This is a genomic window from Labrys sp. Lb11 (genome assembly GCF_057554225.1).
Genome location: NZ_BAAJOT010000001.1, coordinates 515,281 through 532,503, shown reverse-complemented (window position 1 = coordinate 532,503; position 17,223 = coordinate 515,281). Strand labels below are relative to the sequence as shown.

Sequence of the window (17,223 nt, the reverse complement as noted above, 5' to 3'; positions counted from 1 at the left end):
CCGCGCATCGAAGATCGACCGCCGTACCTTTCTTGCCGCCTCGGCCCTCGGGGTCGGCGGCCTCATGCTGCCGGGCGTGCTCGGCGGCGCCCGCGCGTCGGCGGACAAGCCGGTCATCGGCGTGGTGGTGAAGATCGGCGGCATTCCGTGGTTCAACGCCATGGAAGCCGGCATCAAGAAGAAGGCCGACGAACTCGGCCTGAAGGCTTTCATGGTCGGGCCGACCAGCGCCGACCCTGCCTTGCAGGTGCGGGCGATCGAGGATCTGATCGCCCAGAAAGTCGACGTGATCGGCGTCGTTCCCAACGATGCCGAAGTGCTCGAGCCGGTGCTCGGGCGGGCTCGCGCCGCCGGCATCAAGGTGATCACCCACGAGTCGCCCAAGCAGAAGAACGCCGACTATGATTTCGAGCTGGCGTCGGTGAAGGGCTTCGGCGAGGCCTACGGCAAGCGGCTCGTCGATGCGCTCGGCGGCAAGGGCGAGTATGCGGTGTTCGTCGGATCGCTGACGGTGCCGCTGCACAATGCCTGGGCCGATGCGGCGATCGCCTACATCAAGGCGAACGCGCCCGAGATGAAGCTCGTCGGCGACCGCTACGGCGTGGCGGAGAATGTCGATCAATCGCGCAGCACGGCCCTCGACCTGATGCGCGCCAACCCGAACCTCAAGGCCTTCCTCGCCTTCGGCAGCCAGGGTCCGATCGGGGCCGCGCGCGCGGTGAAGGAGAAGCATCTCGACGGCAAGGTGCTGGTGCTCGGCCCGTTCTCGCCCGGCCAGGGCCGGAAGCTCGTGCATGAGGGCGTCCTGACCGGCGGCTTCATGTGGAATCCGGCGCTCGCCGGCGAAGTCTTCGTCACCCTCGGCCAGATGGTCGCCAAGGGCGAGCCGATCAAGGACGGCACCGAGATCCCGGGCCTCGGGGTCGTGCATCCGGATGGCCACAACCTCATCGTGGACGAGCTCGTCGAGCTCAACAAGGAAACGATCGACGGCCTGGCGAAGATGGGCCTCTGACCCCTCGACGCTTCCGCGTGGAAACGCGCACCCGGCGGAGCCGCCGGGTGCGCGCCCGATGAAGCCCCAATTCCGCGAGCTTTCAGACGATGGCCAATGTCCTTGGGATCGCGGCGGGCGAGGCGGCGGCGTCCGCCGTTCCCCTGCTGCAGATCGAGCATGTCTCCAAACGGTTCGGCGGCGTCAAGGCGCTCGACGACGTCTCTTTCGACATCATGCCCGGCGAGGTCCTGTGCCTGGCCGGCGAGAACGGCTGCGGCAAGAGCACGCTGATCAAGATCATCACCGGCGTGTATCAGCCCGAGCCCGGCGCGGTGATGAACTTCATGGGGCGCCCGATCGCCGAGCTGAGCCCGGCCGGCGCGCGCGGCCTCGGGATTCAGGTGATCTGGCAGGATCTCGCGCTGTTCGCCGAGATGTCGGTGGCGGAGAATATCGGCTTCGAGCGCAATCTCGGCGGCCGTCCGCGCCTCGTCGACTATGGCGCGATGCGCGCCGATGCCGAGAAAATCCTGAAGCGCCTCGGCGTCACGCTCGATCTCGACGCGCCGCTGCGCACGCTGCCGATCGCCCAGCGCCAGATCGTGGCGGTCGCCCGCGCGCTGGTGACCAAGGCCACGCTCGTTTTCATGGACGAGCCGACCGCATCGCTGAGCCACGCCGAGACCGACGCGCTGCTCGATATCATCCGGCGCCTGGCCGCCGAAGGCATATCGGTCGTGCTCGTGAGCCACCGACTCGCCGAGGTGCTCGACGTCTGCAGCCGCGTCACGGTGATCAAGGACGGCAGGCTCGTCGGCACGTTTCCGACGGCCGGCATGACCCAGACCCGGCTCACCGAGCTGATGACCGGCAAGACCTTCGACTATGTCGTCAGCCGCCGCGACCTCTCGGCCAAGCGGCCGGTGCTCGAGGTCAAGGCTCTTTCGCGCGGCCGCGAATACAGGGACGTGTCGCTGACGATCCGCGAGGGCGAGATCGTCGGCCTGACCGGCCGGCTCGGGTCGGGCCGCACGGAACTGGCGCTGAGCCTGTTCGGGATGACGCAGCCCGACCAGGGCGGCATCCATCTCGACGGCAAGCCCGTCCGCCTGGCCTCGAACCGCGATGCCATCGACGCCGGCGTCGCCTATGTCTCGGAAGATCGGCTGACGCTCGGGCTGATCCAGCCGCAGTCGATCGAGGACAACGCGGTCATCTCGGTCCTCGATACGCTGCTCGATCCCAAGCCGCTCCTGTCCTTCCGGAAACGGGACAGCCTGGTCAGCCAATGGATCAGGGATCTCGGCGTCAAGATCGGCAAGCCCAGCAACGCCATTTCGACCCTCTCCGGCGGCAATCAGCAGAAAGTCGTCCTCGCCAAGTGGCTGTCGACCAGGCCCCGTCTGCTGATCCTCGATTCACCGACGGTCGGCGTCGACGTCGGTGCGCGCGCCGGCATCTTCGCCATCGTGCGCCGGCTTGCCGACGAGGGGATGGCGATCCTTCTGATCTCCGACGAGATCCCGGAAGTCTATTTCAACTCGGACGTCGTGCTGCACATGCGGGACGGCCGGATCGTCGGCCAGTATCGGCCGCAGGATGTCGCAATCGACACGATCGAGGAGGCCGTCCATGCGTAGTCTCGGCATCGGCTCGACCGAGCGCTGGCTCATGCTCGTGATCCTGGTCATGGGCGCGATCCTCGGCGTCTCGACCTCGACATTCCTGACATTGTCGAACCTGTTCGACCTGCTGAACACGAGCTCGGTCAACATCATCTTCGGCGTCGGCCTCCTGGTGGTGCTGATCGCCGGCGGCATCGATATCTCCTTCGCCGTCGCCGCATCGATCGTCCAATATCTCACGGTGCTCGCGCTCGAGGCCCTCGGCGGCGGCAACTGGCTGATCGGCTTTCTCCTGGCTGGCGCCTTCGGCACGGCGCTCGGCTGCTTCAACGCCTTCTGGATCTACCGGTTCCGCATCGTCTCGATCGTCGTGACGATCGCGACCTACAATCTCTTTTTCGGCCTCCTGATGTTCTTCACCGGCGGGTCGTCGCTCTACGACCTGCCGGACTGGCTGACGACGCGGATCGCGATCGTCAGCCTGGACACCGCCGACGGCCGCGCCGAGATCACGATCCTCGTCCTGGTGATGGCCCTGTGCGTCGCCGCCACCTGGCTGCTCATCCAACGGACCAGCACCGGGCGGCAGCTCTATGCGATGGGCGACAACACCGAGGGCGCGCGCCGCATCGGCGTCAACCTCGGCGCCATGCACTATCTCGCCTTCGGCTGGCTCGGGCTCATGGCGGGGATCGGCGGGCTCATGCAGGCCCACTACGCGCAGGAGGTCGTTCCCACCGCGCTCTACGGCCGCGAGCTCGACGTGCTCGCCGCGGTCGTCCTCGGCGGGGCGCGGCTCGGCGGCGGGCGCGGCTCGATCCTCGGCGTCATCCTCGGCATCATCCTGGTGGCGATGACGCAGAACGGGCTGAACCTGCTCGGCATCTCGCCCTACGCCTTCAAGATGATCATCGGCGTGATCATCCTCGCCGCCATCACGCTGTCGAGCGAAGGCGTCGGCAAGCTCATCGGCAACTGGCGCGGCGCGCCCATCGGGAGGACGGCCCAGTGACCACCCAAACCGACACAAGCGGCCTCGCCCGGCTCGTCGACCCCGAAATCGGGGCCCTCCTCGCCCTGCTCGTGGTCGTCTGCCTGGCATTCGGCCTGACGTCGCCGAGCTTCCTCTCGGGCACGACCTTCACCTCGATCGCCTTCCAGTTGCCCGAGCTCGGCCTCCTGACGCTGGCGATGCTGATGCCGATCATTTCCAACGGCTTCAACCTCTCCGTCACCTTCACCGCCAACCTGTCGGGGCTGGCCATGGCCGCGGTCCTGCACGCCTTCGGCGGCGTCGACGCCGGGCCGTTGGCCATCGCGCTCGGCATCGCCGCGGCGATCGCGACGGGATCGGCCATCGGCTGGCTCATGGGCGCGATCATCGCCACGACCGGCGCCCATCCTATCCTCGTGTCGCTGTCGATGATGATCTTCGTGCGGGGCCTCGGCGAATTCCTGACCCGCGGCGGCGACATCTCGGGCACGCCCGACGCAGTCCAGGCGATCGGACAGGGAGCCCTCCTCGGTATCCCGGCGCCGGTGTTCGTCTTCGCCGCGGCGGTGCTGATCTGGTACATCGTGATGTCGCGGACGCGGCTCGGCTTCGCGACCAGGATGATCGGCTCGAACCTCGAGGCGACGCGCTATTCGGGCATCTCCACGCGCCGATCGCTGACGCTGATCTATACGCTGTCGGGCCTGATGTGCGGCCTTGCCGGCGTCGTCATGCTCGCCCGCTTCAACTCGGTGCGCGTCGGGCACGGCGAGGCGTATCTCCTGATCACGGTGCTCGGCTGCTTCCTCGGCGGCGTGTCCCCGAACGGCGGCTTCGGCCGCGTGCTGCCGGTGGCGATCGCGCTCATCATCCTGCAGGTGATCGCGTCGGGCCTGAACTCGCTCGGCGCCAACCAGCATCTCGCGACCGCGCTGTGGGGAGGCTTCCTCCTGCTGGTCGTGGTCGTGCGCTCGATGTGGACGTATGGCAGCCTGCGATTCATGATCATGAGACGCTGAGTCTTCGCAGTCGCGAGCGACCACGACACTTGCCATCAAACCGGAGGGAACCATGAAGTTCGGCATTTACTACTCGTACTGGGAACAGGAGTGGAGCGCGGACTGCCTGAAATATGTCGAAAGATGCGCCAGGCTCGGTTTCGACGTGATCGAAATCGCCGCTCATCACCTCAACAGCTACAGCCCGGCCCACATCGCGGAGGTCGCCCGGGCCGCCCGGGACAACGGGATCGCGCTGACTGCGGGAATCGGTCCGTCCGCCGAGAAGAACCTGTCGTCCGCCGATCCGGCGATCCGGAAGGCGGGACGGGCCTTTTTCGAAGAGACGCTGGGCAACCTCGCCAAGCTCGACATCCATGTCATCGGCGGTGCCCTGCATTCCTACTGGCCGATCGACTATTCCAAGCCCGTCGACAAGGCGGGGGATTGGGCGAGGGGCGTCGAGGGCATTGCCGGTCTTGCCGATTTCGCCGGCAACCTCGGCATCAACCTCTGCCTCGAAGTGCTCAACCGGTTCGAGAACCACGTTCTCAACACCGCCGAGGAAGGCGTGGCTTTCGTCCGCGAAGTCGGCAAGCCCAACGTCAAGGTGATGCTCGACACGTTCCATATGAACATCGAGGAAGACAGTTTTGCCCAGGCCATCCGCACCGCGGGGCCGCTGCTCGGCCATTTCCACACGGGCGAGAACAATCGCCGGGTTCCCGGCAAGGGTCGCCTGCCCTGGCACGAGATCGGCACGGCGCTACGCGAAATCGGCTATGGCGGCGCGGTGGTGATGGAGCCCTTCGTCAAGATGGGCGGCCAGGTCGGCAACGACATCAAGGTCTGGCGCGATCTCAGCGACAATGCGGACGAAGCCCGGCTGGACGAGGATGCGCGCCGGTCGCTGGAATTCTCGCGGTTCGTGCTCGGCTGATCGGCCCTGTCGCCCCGGCATTCAGCGGGCCGCGACCCCGCCGAATGCCGTCAGGACGCAGGCAAGGATCCACTTTGACGACAGGAAGGATACGCCGATGACCCTGTATCAACGGGCGATCGCCGAATTGGCGGGGCCGCTCGACAAGCTCGACGATGCCGCCGTCGACAGAGCCGTCCGGACAATCGCGTCCGCCAGGCACGTCAGCGTCTACGCCGGAGGCCGCGAGGGCCTGCAGGTCCGCGGCTTCGCGATGCGCCTGTTCCATCTCGGCCGCTCGGTGTCCGTCGTGGGGGACATGACGACGCCGGCCCTCGGTCCGGGAGACCTGTTCCTGAACGTCTGCGGCCCCGGCGAGATTTCGACGGCCGTGGCCCTCGTCGGGGTGGCGAAGGCTGCGGGTGCCAAGGTCCTCGTCATCACCGCGCAGCCGGACGGGCGGGTTCCCAGGATGGCCGACGAAGTGCTGGTTCTGCCGGCCCAGACCATGGCGAACGATCAGGGACCGGGTGCGTCCGTGCTCCCCATGGGCTCGGTCTTCGAGGGCGCCCTGTTCGTGATGTTCGAAGTGATGATCCTCAAGCTCAAGGAGTTCCTGCAGGTGTCTGCCGAAACGATGCGGGCCAATCACACCAACATGGAATGAGGATGTTCGATCCTTCGGTATGTCGGATCTGATTTTCACGCCTTCTCTCTGTATGTTGGTTCCGGGGGCGCGCCGAACCGGATCATCCGGGACGGCCGCGGAGGCGATCTGATCCGACAGCCGATGTCGCATTTGCTGGACGACATTCCGGATTCGTGGGGACCGAAGTTCGAGGGGAGCAGCGGCGCGGCGACGCACGCGAACCGAGCCGAACTCGATCCGATTCATCGCCCCCACGCATATGGCCCTGGTGATCCTCACCCCGCAGCCCGACCGCGAGGTCGCGCTCGGCAGTGACCGGCCGTCGCGGTTCATCGCCCCTGCCGGCGCCATCGAGATCACGCCGGCCACGGCCGACCTGTTCGCCCGCTGGGGCGCGCCCAAGGCGAGCCTGCTGATCGCATCCGGCCTCGGCGCCATGGACCGGCTGGCCGGGCTGGAGTTTCAGCGCCCCGATTTCGAGTTTCACCCACCGAGGACCGGCTTCGTCGACTGGATGGCGCATTTCGTCGCCGACCTGATTTGCGAGGAACTGCGTAGCGACACAGGCGTCAACGACCTCTACCTGGAGTCCCTGCTCACGGTGTTCTCGGCCCATGTGCTACGCAGCTATTTCTCGCTGCAGAGGCGGTCGGAGCCGCTGCATCGCGGCGGCCTCCCGGCGCGCAGCTGGAAGATCCTCCACGACACCATTCATGCCGGGCTCGCGGAGGATCTGTCGATCGCAACCCTGGCGCAGGTCGCGAACCTCTCGCCAAGCCATTTCCTGCGGGCCTTTCGCCAGACCACCGGGAAGCCGCCGCACCAATATATATCCTGGGACTTCGCCTCGCCCTCCGCCGATCGCCTGATCGTCTCCACCGACACGCCGCTGGCCGATGTCGCCCGCCAAGCCGGCTTCGCCAGCCACAGCCACATGTCGGCATCGACGCGGCGGCATTTGGCGACGACGCCGAGCGCGCTGCGCCGACGCGGCGCCCCGGGCAGGCCCATGTGAGATCGGCGGAGAGGGCGGGTTTCCCATCATCGACGCAGCGGCGGGAACAGATCGACGTCGCCTCTGCCGTTGTGCATCTATGGTTGCCGCCCGTGCAACGAGACGGCCACCGGGAATGCGCGGCCCGGCGTTGGAGAACGCCGGCCATTAAGAGGGCAACACCTCCTCCCGACGAAATTAGCATCTTTTTAAAAGGAATATTATTTTTTAACAAAGAATTTTGTGTACTTGCAAAAAATTGATTCATACATTTCTCAATTTCCGCTTTCCGATCCCACTCCCATGCTTCATCCCAGGTTATTGGAAATTAAACTTGTATAATCACAAAAACCCTTGGTAGAAATCGCCGTTCTCGACCACTCCCGCGTCGCCATGGATTTTCCCGCAGCCCTCTCCGATCCCCCAGCCATCATCCAGGTCAAGACCGCCCCGCACCGCGATCCGGCGATCGCGGTGCGGGAAGAGTTCGACGCCGCCATGCGGGCGGACACGACGGCGGCGCTCGACCTGTTCATCCGACGCCATCCCGACAGTCCGCTGGCCGCCAGGGCGCGGGACGAACTGGCCCGGCTGAAGCGGAGCGGCCGATTCACGCCTTGATCGATCACCTTGGAATACAGGAGTTGACCTATGCCCAAGCCCCCGAGCACGACCCAGCAACTGACCGGCGACCAGAACATCGACGGCGTGCTGAGCGGCCACAAATGGGCGGGAACCGCCATCACTTACGTCTTTCCGACGAGGGCGGCGACCTATGGGGAGAGCTACGGCCTCGAGACGGCGCCGGACAACTGGATCGGCCCGATCTCGACCGCCGCCAAGACGGCCGCGCTCGAGGCCTTCGATGACCTCGCCTCCTTCACCAACCTGACCTTCGCCCAGGGCACAAACCCCAACACGGCCACGCTGCGCTTCGCCGAGTCCAAGACCGCGGCGCCGACGGCCTATGCCTATTATCCCGGCGTGGATGCGCGGGGCGGCGACATCTGGTTCAGCGCGCAGTACCCCGACTACCGCAATCCCAAGCTCGGGAACTACGGACAGGACACGATGTGGCACGAGATCGGCCACGCGCTCGGCCTCAAGCACGGACATGAGCTCGACGGCCAGGGCTCCGTCGCGATGACGCCGGATCGGGACTCCGTGGAGTTCTCGATCATGACCTACAGATCCTACATCAGCGCCGATCCGGGGTCCGGCGCCACGAACGAGGAGTTCGGCTTTCCCCAAAGCTACATGATGTACGACATCGCCGCGCTGCAGGAGATGTACGGCGCCAACTACGAGACCAACAAGGGCAACACCGTCTACACCTTCTCCGAGACGACCGGCGAGATGTTCATCAACGACGTCGGGCAGGGCAAGCCGGGCAACGGCAATGGCGGCTCGTCCAACCGTGTCTTCCGCACCATCTGGGACGGCGGCGGCGTCGACACCTACGACTTCTCCAACTACCACGACGGCCAGGACATCGACCTGCATGCCGGCGGCTGGTCGCGCTTCTCCAACGAGCAGCTCGCCAACCTGGGACAGGGCGAATATGCCCGCGCCAACCTGTACAACGCGCTGATGTTCCACGGCAGCACCAAGTCGCTGATCGAGAACGCCGTCGGCGGTGCCGGCAACGACCAGATCCGGGGCAACGAGGCCAACAACGTCCTGACCGGCAATGCCGGCGACGACAGACTCTACGGCGACGACGGCGACGACAGGCTCGACGGCGGCGCCGGCAATGACAGGCTCGACGGCGGCGCCGGCCACGACATCGCCACCTATGCTTCGGCCACGGCCGGGGTGACGGCCAACCTGACACTCAGGGGCTACCAGGACACGGGCGGCGCCGGCGAGGATCTCCTGATCTCGATCGAAAGCCTCATCGGCTCACGGTTCAGCGACGTGCTGATCGGCGATGCCGGCTCCAACATGCTGACCGGCGGCGTCGGCAACGACGCGCTCTATGGCGGCAGCGGCGACGATCTCCTGAACGGCGGCTCCGGCAACGACGTTCTCGACGGCGGCAAAGGCGACGACACGGCCACCTATGCCTCGGCCACGGTCGGGGTGACGGTCAGTCTGGCTCTCGCCGGCATCCAGGACACGGGCGGCGCCGGCAAGGACACGCTCGTCTCGATCGAGAACCTGATCGGCTCGAAGTTCAACGACCGGCTGACCGGCGATGCCGGCGACAATTACCTGGAGGGCGGCGACGGCGACGACATCCTCGACGGCGGCGCCGGCAGCGACACCGGCAGCTACGATTCGGCCAAGGCCGGAGTGACGGTCAGCCTGGCGCTCGCAGGCGCCCAGAACACCGGCAGCGCCGGCAAGGACACGCTGATCTCGGTCGAGAACCTGACCGGATCGAGGTTCAACGACACGTTGACCGGCAACGCCGGCGCCAACTTCCTCGACGGCGGCGCCGGCGATGACAGGCTCGACGGCGGCGCCGGCAATGACAAGCTGCACGGCGGCGCCGGAAACGATATCCTGATCGGCGGCGACGGCAACGACACCGCGATCTATGCCACGGCCGAGAAGGGGGTGACGGTCAGCCTGGCGCTCACGGGCGTCCAGGACACGGGCGGCGCCGGCAAGGATACGCTGTCCTCGATCGAAAACCTGATCGGGTCGCAGTTCGACGATAGGCTGACCGGCAGCAACGGCGCCAACACGCTGGTGGGCGGCGATGGCGACGATACGCTCAGCGGCGGCGGCGGCAACGACGTGCTCAGCGGCGGCAACGGCGACGACACGCTGATCGGCGGCGCCGGCGCGGACACCCTGACCGGCGGCGCAGGCAACGATATCTTCGTCTTCGCCAGCGCCAGCGAATCGACGCCCTTGCACCGCGATACGATCACCGACTTCGGGTCCGGCGCCGACAAGATCGACCTGTCCCATATCTTCGACGGCACGCTCAGCTTCATCGCCGGGGCGTTCACCGGGGTGGCCGGACAGGTGCATGCCGTGGTGAGCGGCGCCGACCGCCTCGTCGAGGCCGATCTCGACGGCAATGGCGCGGCTGACTTCGCCGTGCTGATCAGGGGCGCGCTGCCCCTGAGCGCCTCCGACTTCCTGCTGTGAAGCATCGGGCCGGGGGCTGCCGCAGCGGCCCCCGGGGACCGTGTTCGTCGATAATCCCTCTCACTACATCGAGGCCAGGGTCAGCGACGTGCCCGAGGCGGCGACGTTGAGGCCGATCTGGCCCGTGACGCTGATCATCTGCAGCTGGATCGATCCCGCCGTGCCGCCGATCAGCACATTGGCGCCGATCCCGGCGCCGACCGTCGCCTCGGCGGTGGCGCCGGTGTAGACGCCGCCCAGCGACCCGCGATGATAGCCGGCCGTCGGCGCGAACACCGCCCAGAGCAGCCGGCTGCGCGCGGTGTAGCCGACATCGACGCCGAGCTTGCGGATCGCGCCGACATAGCGCTCCGGACGGTTCCGGCCGCTGGCCGGATGGAAGATGCAGTCGACCTCCTTGGCCGAGCCGATGACATAGCCGAAACCGCTGCCGATCATGCAGTCGAGATAGCCGATCCGCACGCCGTTGCGGGCCTCTTCCTCCTGGGGAACCGGCGCGGGATAGGCTGCCGCGTCGGCGGCGATGGCGGACGACACACCAGCGACGACCAGCGGCGCAGCGGCCAGAGCCATCAAAAGGGTCTTCTTCATCGGTCCGTCCTCTCCAATTGCAGTCCACCGGCTCCCTCGGGCTTCGCCTGGCGGCAAGCCCCCAGATCGCGATCGACGCACCCGGCGCGGTACGCGACGAAGCAGCGCTACGGTGTCCGCGATCATCGGCCCCAGAGTTCCCCCCGGATTGGGACATTTCGAAGACCGAGGCGGGATTGAGGCAGCAAACCTCGCCGCCTCCGACCCGCGCCGCCGCGACGACGGAAGCTCCGCCCGCCATGCCGGAGCATGACAGTGCCTGCGCCGCCGCCCCTCAGCTCGTCAGCTTCGCCGCGTGCACGGCCTCGTCGACATGGGGCTCGAACTTCCTGAAGTTCTCCACGAACATGCCGACGAGCTTCTGGGCCTGCGCCTCGTAGGCGGCCTTGTCGGCCCAGGTCTTGAACGGGTCGAGGACATGGGCGGGGACGCCGGTCACGGCCGTCGGGACCTTGAAGCCGAAATGGCGGTCGGTGCGGAAGCTGCCGCGCGAGAGCGTGCCGTCGAGGGCCGCGGCCAGCAGGGTGCGCGTCCACTGGATCGGCATGCGCCGGCCGGTGCCGTAGGCGCCGCCGGTCCAGCCGGTGTTGACCAGCCAGCAGGTCACGCCGTGGTCGCGAATGAGGTCGCGCAGCAGCCTGGCATATTCGGCCGGGTGGCGCGGAATGAAGGGCGCGCCGAAGCAGGTGGAGAAGGTCGGCTGCGGCTCGGTGACACCACGCTCGGTGCCGGCCACCTTGGCGGTGAAGCCGGACAGGAAATGGTAGATGGCCTGGTCCGGCGTCAGGCTGGCGATCGGCGGCATCACGCCGAAAGCGTCGGCCGTGAGCATGATGATCGTCCTGGGGTGGCCGGCCCGCCCGGTCTGCGAGGCATTGGCGATGAAGTGCAGGGGATAGGCGGCGCGGGTGTTCTCGGTCTTGCGGCCGTCGTTGAAGTCGAGCTGGCGCGTCGCCGGGTTGATGGCGACATTCTCCAGGATGGTGCCGAAACGCTGCGTCGTCGCGAAGATCTGCGGCTCGGCGGCGGCATCGAGCTTGATGGTCTTGGCGTAGCACCCGCCCTCGAAGTTGAAAACGCCCTCGGGGCCCCAGCCATGCTCGTCGTCGCCGATCAAGGTGCGATCGGCGGAGGCCGACAGCGTGGTCTTGCCGGTGCCGGAGAGGCCGAAGAACACCGCGGCATCGCCGTTCGGGCCGACATTGGCCGAGCAGTGCATCGGCATCACCCCCTGCTCGGGCAGGAGATAGTTGAGCACGGTGAAGACCGACTTCTTCATCTCGCCGGCATAGGCGGTGCCGCCGATCAGCACGATGCCGTTGACGAGGTCACAGGCGATCACGGTCTCGGAGCGTACGCCGTATTTCTCCGGCTCGGCCTTGAAGCTCGGCAGGTCGATGATCGTCAGGTCCGGCCAGAAACCGGCGAGCTCGGCCGCAGGCGGGCGGATCAGCAGGTTGCGGATGAAAAGGCTGTGCCAGGCATGCTCGGTGTAGACGCGGACATTGATGCCATGCGCCGGATCGGCGCCGCCGCGCAGATCCTGCACGAACAGCTCCTTGCCGGTGGCATGCCACAGCATGTCGGCCAGCAGCCGGTCGAAAGCCTCGCGGGTGATCGAACCGTTGTTGTCCCACCAGACCTTGGATTCCGTCGCCTCCTCGCGGACGATGAACTTGTCCTTGGGCGAGCGGCCGGTGTGCAAACCGGTATCGACCACGAAGGCGCCGCCGGCGGCGAGCAGCCCCTCCTTGCGGCGGACGGCCTCCTCGATCAGCGCGGGCTCGTCCAGATTGGCGTAGAGCGCCGCCAGATTGTTGAACTGGATCGGTTCCGGGGTCTTCGACGGCCCGCCATGGACGATCTTGAGAGTCATCCTCGTCTCCTCAACAGACGTGTTTGATATCGGGAGTTCGAAACATCGCAGCTTCGGCAAAGGGCGAAATGGGGGCGGTCTCGCGACAATCGAGATGCAGGCGATTGCGGACGCTCAAGCCATTTCGGACCTGTCCAATCCCATTCAGGGCCTTGCTATGGGGCTTTCGAGCCGGCAACGCAAGGCCCCCATCGCGGCCGGCAGCCCGGCCGGCGGACGGACAGCCGGCATCCGGCCGCAGCCGCCGCAGACGATTCGGCAGGCGCCGGATGCGCACGCTCCCGCTCGGCCGGTTGCATTCCCGTCCCCGCTGGTCCACACAGCGTCAACGACCAGATCGCCCCGCCTGATGCCCGACCGTCCCAAGCTCGTCCTCGCCTCCGCCAGCCCCCGCCGCCTCGCCCTGCTCGAACAGGCCGGCTGCGCGCCGGACGTGCTGCTGCCCTCCGATCTCGACGAGACGCCGAAGCGGGGAGAAGCGGCGCGCTCGCTGGTGCAGCGCCTGGCGCGCGAGAAGGCCGAGGCGGCCCTGGTCACGGTCGCGGCACGCCCCGATCTCGCCGGCGCCTATGTGGTGGCGGCGGACACCGTCGTCTCCTGCACCGGGCGGGTGCTGCCGAAGGCGGAGCGGGTCGAGGAAGCCGATGCCTGCCTGCGCCTGCTCTCCGGCCGCACCCACCGTGTGATGACCGGCGTCGCCGTGGTGAAGCCGGGCGGCACAATCCGCACCCGCCTGGTGGAGACGCGCGTGCGCTTCAAGCACCTGTCGCGCGACGAACTCGACAAATATCTCGGCTCGGGCGAATGGAAGGGCAAGGCGGGCGGCTATGCCGTGCAGGGCCTGGCCGGCGTGTTCGTGGTCAAGCTGGTCGGCTCCTACACCAATGTCGTCGGCCTGCCGCTCTACGAGACGATCGCGCTGCTGGAAGGCGAAGGCTTTCCGGTGCGCGCCGCATGGTTGGACGAACACTGATGGCCGAGACCGTCGAACCGCTGCTGCCCAAGCGGAGCTGCCCGATCTGCGGCAAGCCGCGCGAGCCCAAGCATGACCCGTTCTGCTCCAAGCGCTGCACCGACATCGACCTGTCGCGCTGGCTGAAGGGCGTCTATGCCATTCCCGGCGCCGAGAGCAACGAGGACGAGACGCCCTCGGCGCCCAACGACGATCCTGCCCGCGAGACCTGACGATGGCCGAACCGACCCGCTTCACCGCCGACAGCCTGGCCCATTTCGTCGAGCAGGCCCTGCGCGCCGGCGGGGGTGACGCCGCCACGGCCGACGCCGCGACCCGGGCGATGATGCATGCCTCGCGGCTCGGCGTCGACAGCCACGGCGTGCGGCTTTTGCCCTACTACCTCTCGGTGATCGCCAGCGGCGAGATCAACGGCTCGCCCGAGATCGCCGTCGAACGGACGGCCGGCTCCGCCGCCGTCCTCGACGCCGACGGAGCCATCGGCCACCTCGCGTGCTACCGCGCCATGGCCGAAGCGGTCGCCATCGCCCGCGAGCAGGGGGTGGGCGCCGTCACCATCAAGCGCATGTCGCATATGGGCGCGGCCGGTGCCTATGCCCTCTGGGCGGCGGAACAAGGCTGCATCGGCTTCCTCACCGCCAATTCCGATGCCGCCGTGCGCCTGCATGACGGCCGCGACGCCTTCCACGGCACCAGCCCGATCGCCTGGGGCGCGCCGGTGCCGGGCCAGCGGCCCTGGCTGCTCGACATGGCGACCAGCGCCATCCCGATGAACCGGGTCCTGCTCTACCGTTCGCTCGGCCTCACGCTGCCCGACAATGTGGCGGTGGACGCAAGCGGCCGCACCACCACCGACCCGCATGCGGCGCAGGTGCTGTCGCCGGTCGGCGGCGTCTATGGCTACAAGGGCGCCGGCATTGCCGGCCTGGTCGAGATCCTCAGCGCGCCGCTGACCGGCATGGCGCTCTCCACCGAGCTGGTGCCGATGTACGCCACCTCCACCGGCTCGCCACGCGACATGGGCGGCTTCGCCCTGGCGATCGATCCCTCTGCCTTCATCCCGTCGGCGATCTATGGCGGCATCATCACCCGCTACCTGGAGAACCTGCGCAGCGCAGCGCCGGCCGAGGGCGCCACCGGCCGCCCGATGGCTCCCGGCGACCGCGAATGGGCGGTCGAGGCCGAACGCCTGCGCAACGGCATTCCGGTCGATCCCGACACCGTCGCGGCCATCGACGCCCTGGTGGCCGAGCACGGCCTGACCGCCCCGGCGCGAGCCTGAGCAGGTTCTCTCGAACCTGCCGGTACTCGTCAGTCCGAGCAGCACCGATTCTGCATTGAAGATGCAAAACCGGTCGTGGCGAGAGCCACGGCAGGTCGCATGGCGGGCCGCAGTTCCGGTGCTGGCGCGGGGCCTTCCGTGCTCGCCTTGGCGTGGGTCCACGGCCAGCGGCAACCTGCGGTCGATCCGCACCTTTCACATCGAACCGCCCGCAAGCCGCTTGACAAAGCCGCGGTTCCGCGCCAGCCTCAATAGAGCGCGCGGGCAAGGCTGCCCATAAGCGTGCCATTCCGGGGAATATTTCCAACGACGGTCGCGCCAATCGCGGCCGGTGGGTTGGTGGCAGCGACGCCCACGGCCATTCGGCCGGCGGGCGTTTTTTGTTTTGGATCGGGGCGATGCCGGCACAACGGGTTCGCGTGGGAGTGATGTTCTCGACGACCGGCCCCTATGCCGTGGTGGCCCGGTCGATGCTGAACGGCGCTCTCCTGGCCTTCGCCGAGGCCGGCGCCGAGGCGCTCGAGCCGGTCGTGGTCAACCCCGGCGGCGACCTGCAGCGCTACGAGGAACTCGCCCGGGACCTGATCGCCTCGGGCATCCGCCATGTCGTCGGCTGCTACACCTCCTCCAGCCGCAAGGAGGTCATTCCCTGCTTCGAGAAGTATGACGCCCTGCTCTGGTACCCCTCGCACTATGAGGGCTTCGAGAGCTCCAACAACGTCATCTACACCGGCGCCTCGCCCAACCAGCACGTGCTGCCGCTGGTCGACCACATGCTCCGCCATGCCGGCCCGAAGGCCTTCTGCATCGGCTCGAACTATATCTGGGCCTGGGAGAACAACCGCGTCCTGCGCGAGGCGATGAATGCGCAGGGTGCCCAGGTCCTGGCCGAGCGCTATGTCGCCGTCGGCGACATCGAGCTCGGCCAGGTGGTGGACGCGGTGCTGGCGGCGCGGCCGGACTTCGTGTTCAACACGCTGATCGGCACCAGCGCCTATGCCTTCTTCCGCAGCTTCCGCGCCGCCTGCGAGGCGCGGGGCATCGACCAGGCCCGGACAATCCCGATCGCCAGTTGCTCGCTCTCCGAGCCGGAGCTGGAGGAAATCGGCGCTGCGGCGGTCGACGGGCATCTGAGCTCGAGCGTCTACTTCTCCTCGCTCGCCACGCCGGCGAACCGTGCCTTCGTCGCCGACTACCAGGCGGCCTTCCCGCAGGGGCCGACCATGTCGGCCGACGCGGAGGCCTCCTACATCGCGGTCAAGCTGCTGGCCATGGCGCTCGCCGAAGCCGGCACGGACGAGATCGGCGCCGTCAAGGCGGCCGCGACGCGCCAGCGCCTCGCCGCACCGCAGGGCGACGTCCACGTCGAGCCGCAGACCCTGCATGCCTTCCTGACGCCGCGCATCGGCCGCTCGACGCGCGACGCACGCTTCGAGGTGATCGTCGAGGCGCCGGCTCCGGTGCCGCCCGACCCCTATCTCGTGCAGTCCGCACCCCGCTTTGCGGTCGCCGCCCGCGCCCCCTACCTGAAGGTGATCCGGTGATGGCTCCTCGCCTGCTCCAGAACTTCAACGGTGGTCGCGCCCTCATCGTCACCGCCCATCCGGCAGCGACCCAGGCGCTGGATTCCACGCTCGCCAAGCTCGGCGTGACGGCGGAGTACCCGCCGATCATCGAGGGACGGGCCGAGATCGACGTCACGGGACTGCAAGCCGACCGCGACATCCTGTTCATAGACGGCGATCTCGACGCCGCGCTGACGCCCGATGTCGAAGCCGGCTCGCGGTTGCCGGTGGTGCCGGTGATCGGGCTGGTCGGCGTCGAGGCGCCGAGCCGCCTCAAGACGCTGGTCAACCTGGGCGCGACCGCCTTCCTGCGCAAGCCCGTGCATGGTGGAGTGGTCTACTCGGCGCTGTTCCTGGGCATCAACCAGTTCCTGATGCGCTGCGAGCTCAATGACCGCCTGCAGGACATGGAGCGGCGGCGCCGGGGGCGGCGCTCGGTGATCAAGGCCATTCTCGTCCTGATGCGCGAGGGCGGCCTCGACGACGACGCGGCCTATGACCGGCTGCGGCGCGAGGCCATGCGGGCGCGCCAGGGCCTGGAAGACTACTGCGAGGCGCTTCTCGGCAGACGGGCGGCGACGCCCGAAGGACCGGCGCAGGCCATCCCCTCGGCCCCCCGCGCCGGACGGCCATAACCAGAGAGGAAAGGGACCAG

Annotated in this window: 16 protein-coding genes; 14 read left to right on the top strand and 2 right to left on the bottom strand. The window is 67.5% G+C overall.

All coding sequences use genetic code 11. The features are described from left to right. The first annotated feature begins 64 nt into the window (after positions 1-64). From AC27L4_RS02515 to AC27L4_RS02475, 9 genes are all read left to right on the top strand, one after another. Entirely contained in the window at positions 65-1,015 is a 951-nt protein-coding gene (locus tag AC27L4_RS02515) for a substrate-binding domain-containing protein (protein ID WP_487140952.1), read from the top strand. A gap of 89 nt (positions 1,016-1,104) precedes the next feature. Beyond that, positions 1,105-2,637: a sugar ABC transporter ATP-binding protein gene (locus AC27L4_RS02510; protein WP_487140372.1), complete on the top strand. Its 1,533-nt coding sequence runs from the start codon at positions 1,105-1,107 to the stop codon at positions 2,635-2,637. After that, positions 2,630-3,634 (top strand): ABC transporter permease, encoded by a 1,005-nt coding sequence (locus AC27L4_RS02505; RefSeq protein WP_487140371.1) that lies wholly within the window; start codon positions 2,630-2,632, stop codon positions 3,632-3,634. The genes AC27L4_RS02510 and AC27L4_RS02505 overlap by 8 nt, the downstream gene beginning before the upstream one ends. Positions 3,635-3,681: 47 nt before the next feature. Continuing rightward, positions 3,682-4,635, top strand: a complete 954-nt coding sequence (locus AC27L4_RS02500; RefSeq protein WP_487140950.1) for an ABC transporter permease — start codon at positions 3,682-3,684, stop codon at positions 4,633-4,635. A gap of 52 nt (positions 4,636-4,687) precedes the next feature. After that, the gene (locus AC27L4_RS02495; protein ID WP_487140370.1) at positions 4,688-5,554 is read left to right on the top strand and encodes a D-psicose 3-epimerase; all 867 of its coding nucleotides are present in this window, start codon (positions 4,688-4,690) and stop codon (positions 5,552-5,554) included. A 97-nt stretch (positions 5,555-5,651) separates the two neighbouring features. Beyond that, positions 5,652-6,200, top strand: coding sequence for an SIS domain-containing protein (locus AC27L4_RS02490; protein ID WP_487140369.1), 549 nt, complete (start codon positions 5,652-5,654; stop codon positions 6,198-6,200). A gap of 250 nt (positions 6,201-6,450) precedes the next feature. Next, positions 6,451-7,197 (top strand): helix-turn-helix domain-containing protein, encoded by a 747-nt coding sequence (locus tag AC27L4_RS02485; RefSeq protein WP_487140368.1) that lies wholly within the window; start codon positions 6,451-6,453, stop codon positions 7,195-7,197. A gap of 333 nt (positions 7,198-7,530) precedes the next feature. Continuing rightward, positions 7,531-7,797 carry a hypothetical protein gene (locus AC27L4_RS02480; protein WP_487140367.1) on the top strand — a complete coding sequence of 89 codons (267 nt, stop codon included), beginning with the start codon at positions 7,531-7,533 and terminating at the stop codon, positions 7,795-7,797. Between the two features lie 30 nt (positions 7,798-7,827). Then, positions 7,828-10,281, top strand: coding sequence for a M10 family metallopeptidase C-terminal domain-containing protein (locus AC27L4_RS02475; RefSeq protein WP_487140366.1), 2,454 nt, complete (start codon positions 7,828-7,830; stop codon positions 10,279-10,281). Positions 10,282-10,344: 63 nt separating this feature from the next. Here the strand turns inward: AC27L4_RS02475 and AC27L4_RS02470 are convergent, their stop codons facing one another. Both AC27L4_RS02470 and AC27L4_RS02465 read right to left on the bottom strand, forming a co-directional pair. Next, entirely contained in the window at positions 10,345-10,872 is a 528-nt protein-coding gene (locus tag AC27L4_RS02470; RefSeq protein WP_487140365.1) for a DUF992 domain-containing protein, read from the bottom strand. Between the two features lie 274 nt (positions 10,873-11,146). Then, positions 11,147-12,748, bottom strand: a complete 1,602-nt coding sequence (locus tag AC27L4_RS02465; protein WP_487140364.1) for a phosphoenolpyruvate carboxykinase — start codon at positions 12,746-12,748, stop codon at positions 11,147-11,149. Between the two features lie 349 nt (positions 12,749-13,097). On the opposite strand from AC27L4_RS02465, the gene AC27L4_RS02460 reads away from it, so the two are divergent. The 5 genes from AC27L4_RS02460 to AC27L4_RS02440 all read left to right on the top strand — a co-directional run bounded on the left by AC27L4_RS02460 (position 13,098) and on the right by AC27L4_RS02440 (position 17,203). After that, positions 13,098-13,721: a Maf-like protein gene (locus AC27L4_RS02460; RefSeq protein ID WP_487140363.1), complete on the top strand. Its 624-nt coding sequence runs from the start codon at positions 13,098-13,100 to the stop codon at positions 13,719-13,721. After that, positions 13,721-13,933: a DNA gyrase inhibitor YacG gene (gene yacG / locus AC27L4_RS02455; protein ID WP_487140362.1), complete on the top strand. Its 213-nt coding sequence runs from the start codon at positions 13,721-13,723 to the stop codon at positions 13,931-13,933. Before AC27L4_RS02460 ends, yacG begins: the two co-directional genes overlap by 1 nt. Positions 13,934-13,935: 2 nt before the next feature. Further along, a complete protein-coding gene (locus tag AC27L4_RS02450; RefSeq protein WP_487140361.1) occupies positions 13,936-15,003 on the top strand; it encodes an Ldh family oxidoreductase in 1,068 nt (355 codons plus the stop codon). Between the two features lie 398 nt (positions 15,004-15,401). After that, positions 15,402-16,547: a transporter substrate-binding domain-containing protein gene (locus AC27L4_RS02445; RefSeq protein WP_487140360.1), complete on the top strand. Its 1,146-nt coding sequence runs from the start codon at positions 15,402-15,404 to the stop codon at positions 16,545-16,547. After that, positions 16,547-17,203 carry an ANTAR domain-containing response regulator gene (locus AC27L4_RS02440; RefSeq protein WP_487140359.1) on the top strand — a complete coding sequence of 219 codons (657 nt, stop codon included), beginning with the start codon at positions 16,547-16,549 and terminating at the stop codon, positions 17,201-17,203. The genes AC27L4_RS02445 and AC27L4_RS02440 overlap by 1 nt, the downstream gene beginning before the upstream one ends. Positions 17,204-17,223: the final 20 nt, after the last annotated feature.

Coding starts and splice junctions, on each gene's coding strand:
- AC27L4_RS02505 (WP_487140371.1), top strand. CDS start 2,630: ATGCGTAGTCTCGGCATCGGCTCGACCGAGCGCTGGCTCATGCTCGTG.
- AC27L4_RS02475 (WP_487140366.1), top strand. CDS start 7,828: ATGCCCAAGCCCCCGAGCACGACCCAGCAACTGACCGGCGACCAGAAC.
- AC27L4_RS02470 (WP_487140365.1), bottom strand. CDS start 10,872: ATGAAGAAGACCCTTTTGATGGCTCTGGCCGCTGCGCCGCTGGTCGTC.
- AC27L4_RS02445 (WP_487140360.1), top strand. CDS start 15,402: ATGCCGGCACAACGGGTTCGCGTGGGAGTGATGTTCTCGACGACCGGC.
- AC27L4_RS02465 (WP_487140364.1), bottom strand. CDS start 12,748: ATGACTCTCAAGATCGTCCATGGCGGGCCGTCGAAGACCCCGGAACCG.
- yacG (WP_487140362.1), top strand. CDS start 13,721: ATGGCCGAGACCGTCGAACCGCTGCTGCCCAAGCGGAGCTGCCCGATC.
- AC27L4_RS02450 (WP_487140361.1), top strand. CDS start 13,936: ATGGCCGAACCGACCCGCTTCACCGCCGACAGCCTGGCCCATTTCGTC.
- AC27L4_RS02490 (WP_487140369.1), top strand. CDS start 5,652: ATGACCCTGTATCAACGGGCGATCGCCGAATTGGCGGGGCCGCTCGAC.
- AC27L4_RS02460 (WP_487140363.1), top strand. CDS start 13,098: ATGCCCGACCGTCCCAAGCTCGTCCTCGCCTCCGCCAGCCCCCGCCGC.
- AC27L4_RS02495 (WP_487140370.1), top strand. CDS start 4,688: ATGAAGTTCGGCATTTACTACTCGTACTGGGAACAGGAGTGGAGCGCG.
- AC27L4_RS02510 (WP_487140372.1), top strand. CDS start 1,105: ATGGCCAATGTCCTTGGGATCGCGGCGGGCGAGGCGGCGGCGTCCGCC.
- AC27L4_RS02515 (WP_487140952.1), top strand. CDS start 65: ATGCTGCCGGGCGTGCTCGGCGGCGCCCGCGCGTCGGCGGACAAGCCG.
- AC27L4_RS02440 (WP_487140359.1), top strand. CDS start 16,547: ATGGCTCCTCGCCTGCTCCAGAACTTCAACGGTGGTCGCGCCCTCATC.